The sequence below is a fragment of the Actinocrinis sp. genome (assembly GCF_035605935.1).
Classification (GTDB): Bacteria; Actinomycetota; Actinomycetes; order Streptomycetales; family Catenulisporaceae; genus Actinocrinis.
In genome coordinates, this window is the sequence record NZ_DATNGK010000235.1 from 1 (window position 1) to 2,785 (window position 2,785).

Here is a 2,785-nt window from a genome sequence, read left to right on the forward strand (position 1 = left end):
ATGGGCATGGCCACCTCGCTGCAGGATCTGCGCAAGCGGATCGGCTCGATCACGGTCGCCTACGACGTCGAGGGAGCGCCGATCACGGCCGAGCAGATGGGCTGCGACGGCGCCATGACCGTGCTGCTGAAGGACGCGCTGAAGCCGAACCTGATCCAGACGCTGGAGGGCCAGCCCTGCTTCATGCACATCGGGCCGTTCGGCAACATCGCCCACGGCAACAGTTCGGTGGTGGCCGACCTGGCCGGCCGCAAGCTGGGCGACTACCTGGTGACGGAGGCCGGCTTCGGCAGCGACCTGGGCATGGAGAAGTTCATGGACATCGTCTGCCGCGCGGGCGGGTTCGGGCCCAATGCGGTCGTGATCGTCGCCACCGCCAAGGCGCTCAAGCACCACGCCGGCCTGGAGGACGATCCCCGCAACTCGGCCGCCGACAACCTGCGCGCGATCGAGGAGGGCTCGGCGAACCTGGCCCGCCACATCCTCAACGCGAAGGAGTTCGGCGTGCCCTGCGTGGTGGCCGCCAACCGCTTCCCCGGCGATACCGACGAGGAGGTGGCGCTGGTGCAGAAGCTGGCGCTCGACCACGGGGCCCACGCGGCGGTGCTGAACGAGGGCTTCTCCAAGGGCGGCGCCGGTGCGGCCGAGATGGCCGAGGCCGTGGCCGATGCCTGCGACCAGCCGAACACGTTCAACTTCATGTACGAGGATTCCGACCCGATCGGCGTCAAGATCGAGAAGATCGCGAAGCGCATCTACCGGGCGGATGGCGTCGACTTCCTGCCCGCCGCGCAGCAGAAGGTCGAGCAGTTCACGCGCGACGGGCTGACCGGCCTCTCGATCTGCATGGCCAAGACGCACCTGTCGCTATCGGCCGACCCGGCCCTGGCCAACGCGCCGACCGGCTTCCGCATCCCCGTGCGCGACATCCGGCCGTACACCGGCGCCGGGTTCCTGACGGCGCTGTGCGGCGACATCATGCAGATGCCGGGGCTGGGCAAGACCCCGGCCGGCTTCAACGTGGACATCGACGAGGATGGGAAGACGGTCGGACTCTTCTAGCGATCACAGGGACGACCCGTATCTGAGCGCAAGCGTCGCGCAGCTGCTCGACGATTTGGCCGCCCGCACCCCCGCACCGGGGGGCGGGGCGGCCGCGGCTCTGACCTGTGCGATGGCGGCGGCGCTGGTCGAGATGGCGACCTCGTTCGCCTCGGCGCAGGGGCTGGAGGCGGTGCGCGACCGGGCGCACGCGATCCGCGAGCAGGCCTCGGGGCTGGCCTACGCCGACGGCCGAGCCTACGGCGTGGTGCTGGAGGCGCTGCGGATGGAGAAGGGTGACCAGCGCACGGCGTGCCTTGACGAGGCGGTGTCCGGCGCGATCGCGGTGCCCATGCAGGTGCTGGAACTGGCCTCGGAGGTGGCGACACTGGCGGCGGATGTCGCCGAGACAGGCAACAGGAACCTGGAGGGCGACGCGCTGGCGGGTTCGCTGCTGGCCGAGGCGGCGGCGCGCTCGGCGGCCACGCTGGCGCAGATGAACATGAGCATGCTGTCGCGCCACGCCGTGGCCGAGGCGCACCTGGAGCGCATGCGCCCGGCCCTGGCCAGGGCCACGCGAGCGCGCGAGCGCGCCGTCACGGCATACGCGCACGTCTAGGCCACAGCGGCCGTCGAGAGGCTGGTCTCAGGCCGGGGGGCCGGTGTCAAACACCGACCCGACGACCGGGGCGTTCCGGCACCGGATCTTGACGCCTGTCACGGGCGGCGTTACAGCAGAATCGCCTGGTTGAGCCAAACCGGGAATTATTGGAGTCAAACACCGCATCGGCCCTCGACGAAGGTCCTGAACAGGCCCGTGACGGGTCGTTGCAGAACCGGCACCTGCTATAGGTGCTTGCCGAACCACGCCACGATCCGCTCCATGCGGTCGACGCGACGGTCGGGTCGTGCGCTTGAGGCCATCGAGTGGTCGCTGTCGGGGTACAGCACGTACTCGACCTCCCGGCCCAGGCGGCGCAGCGCAATGAAGAACTGCTCGTTGTCGGCCGGCGGACAGCGCAGGTCGCTCTCGCCCTGCAGGATCATCAGCGGCGTGTGCACGTTCGACACGTGCCGCAACGGCGACTGGCGCCAGAGCGACTCGACGCCCTCGGGCGTGAGCGGCTCGCCCAGACCCTCCTGGGGGTTGTAGATGTAGCCGACGTCGCAGTTCCCGTAGGCAGAGATCTGGTTGGTGACGCCGTTGGACGAGACGGCCGCGGCGAACCGGTCGGAGGTGCCGACCAGCCAGTTGACCATGAACCCGCCGTAGCTGTTCCCGTAGCAGCCCAGCCGCTTGGGGTCCGCCAACCCGGCCTTGACCAGGTGGTCGAGCACGGCGTGGCAGTCGGCGTCGTCCGCGTCTCCCCAGGCTCCGTCCAGTGCCGCGATCCACTCGCGCCCCTGGTCCCATGATCCCCGGATGTTGGGTCGCGCCACCCGGTATCCGGCGCCGACCAGCATGTGGTCGGTGGCGTCGGCCGCATAGGGCCACGCCCAGGTGGGGCCGCCGTGGATGTGCAGGATGGTCGGCATCGGCCGGTTCCTCGCGCCGGCCGGCGACAGCACGAACGTGCGGATCGGTCCGGCCGGGCCCTTCACGATCAGCTCCTGCATCACCGGGCGCGCCCTGCTCGCCAGCCAGGCGTCGCCGGCGGCGGTTCGCCGCCGCGGCTCTCGCCCCGGCTCCAGCGCGTACACGTCGGCGCCGTCGTACTCGTTCAGCGACATCAGCACCGCCACC

At 70.2% G+C, this 2,785-nt stretch carries 3 protein-coding genes; 2 read left to right on the plus strand and 1 reads right to left on the minus strand.

Features of this window, described 5'->3' with window-relative positions; all coding sequences use genetic code 11:
• Positions 1–1,062: formate--tetrahydrofolate ligase (locus VN779_RS18975; protein WP_325725189.1), on the plus strand; the 1,062-nt coding region annotated here is incomplete at its 5' end.
• Entirely contained in the window at positions 1,037–1,660 is a 624-nt protein-coding gene (locus tag VN779_RS18980) for a cyclodeaminase/cyclohydrolase family protein (RefSeq protein WP_325725191.1), read from the plus strand. The genes VN779_RS18975 and VN779_RS18980, both read left to right, overlap by 26 nt.
• A 227-nt stretch (positions 1,661–1,887) precedes the next feature.
• On the opposite strand, the gene VN779_RS18985 is transcribed toward VN779_RS18980, so the two are convergent.
• Positions 1,888–2,785, minus strand: an 898-nt coding sequence (locus VN779_RS18985; RefSeq protein ID WP_325725193.1) for an alpha/beta hydrolase family protein, incomplete at its 5' end; no start/stop codon positions are given.

Coding starts and splice junctions, on each gene's coding strand:
- VN779_RS18980 (WP_325725191.1), top strand. CDS start 1,037: ATGGGAAGACGGTCGGACTCTTCTAGCGATCACAGGGACGACCCGTAT.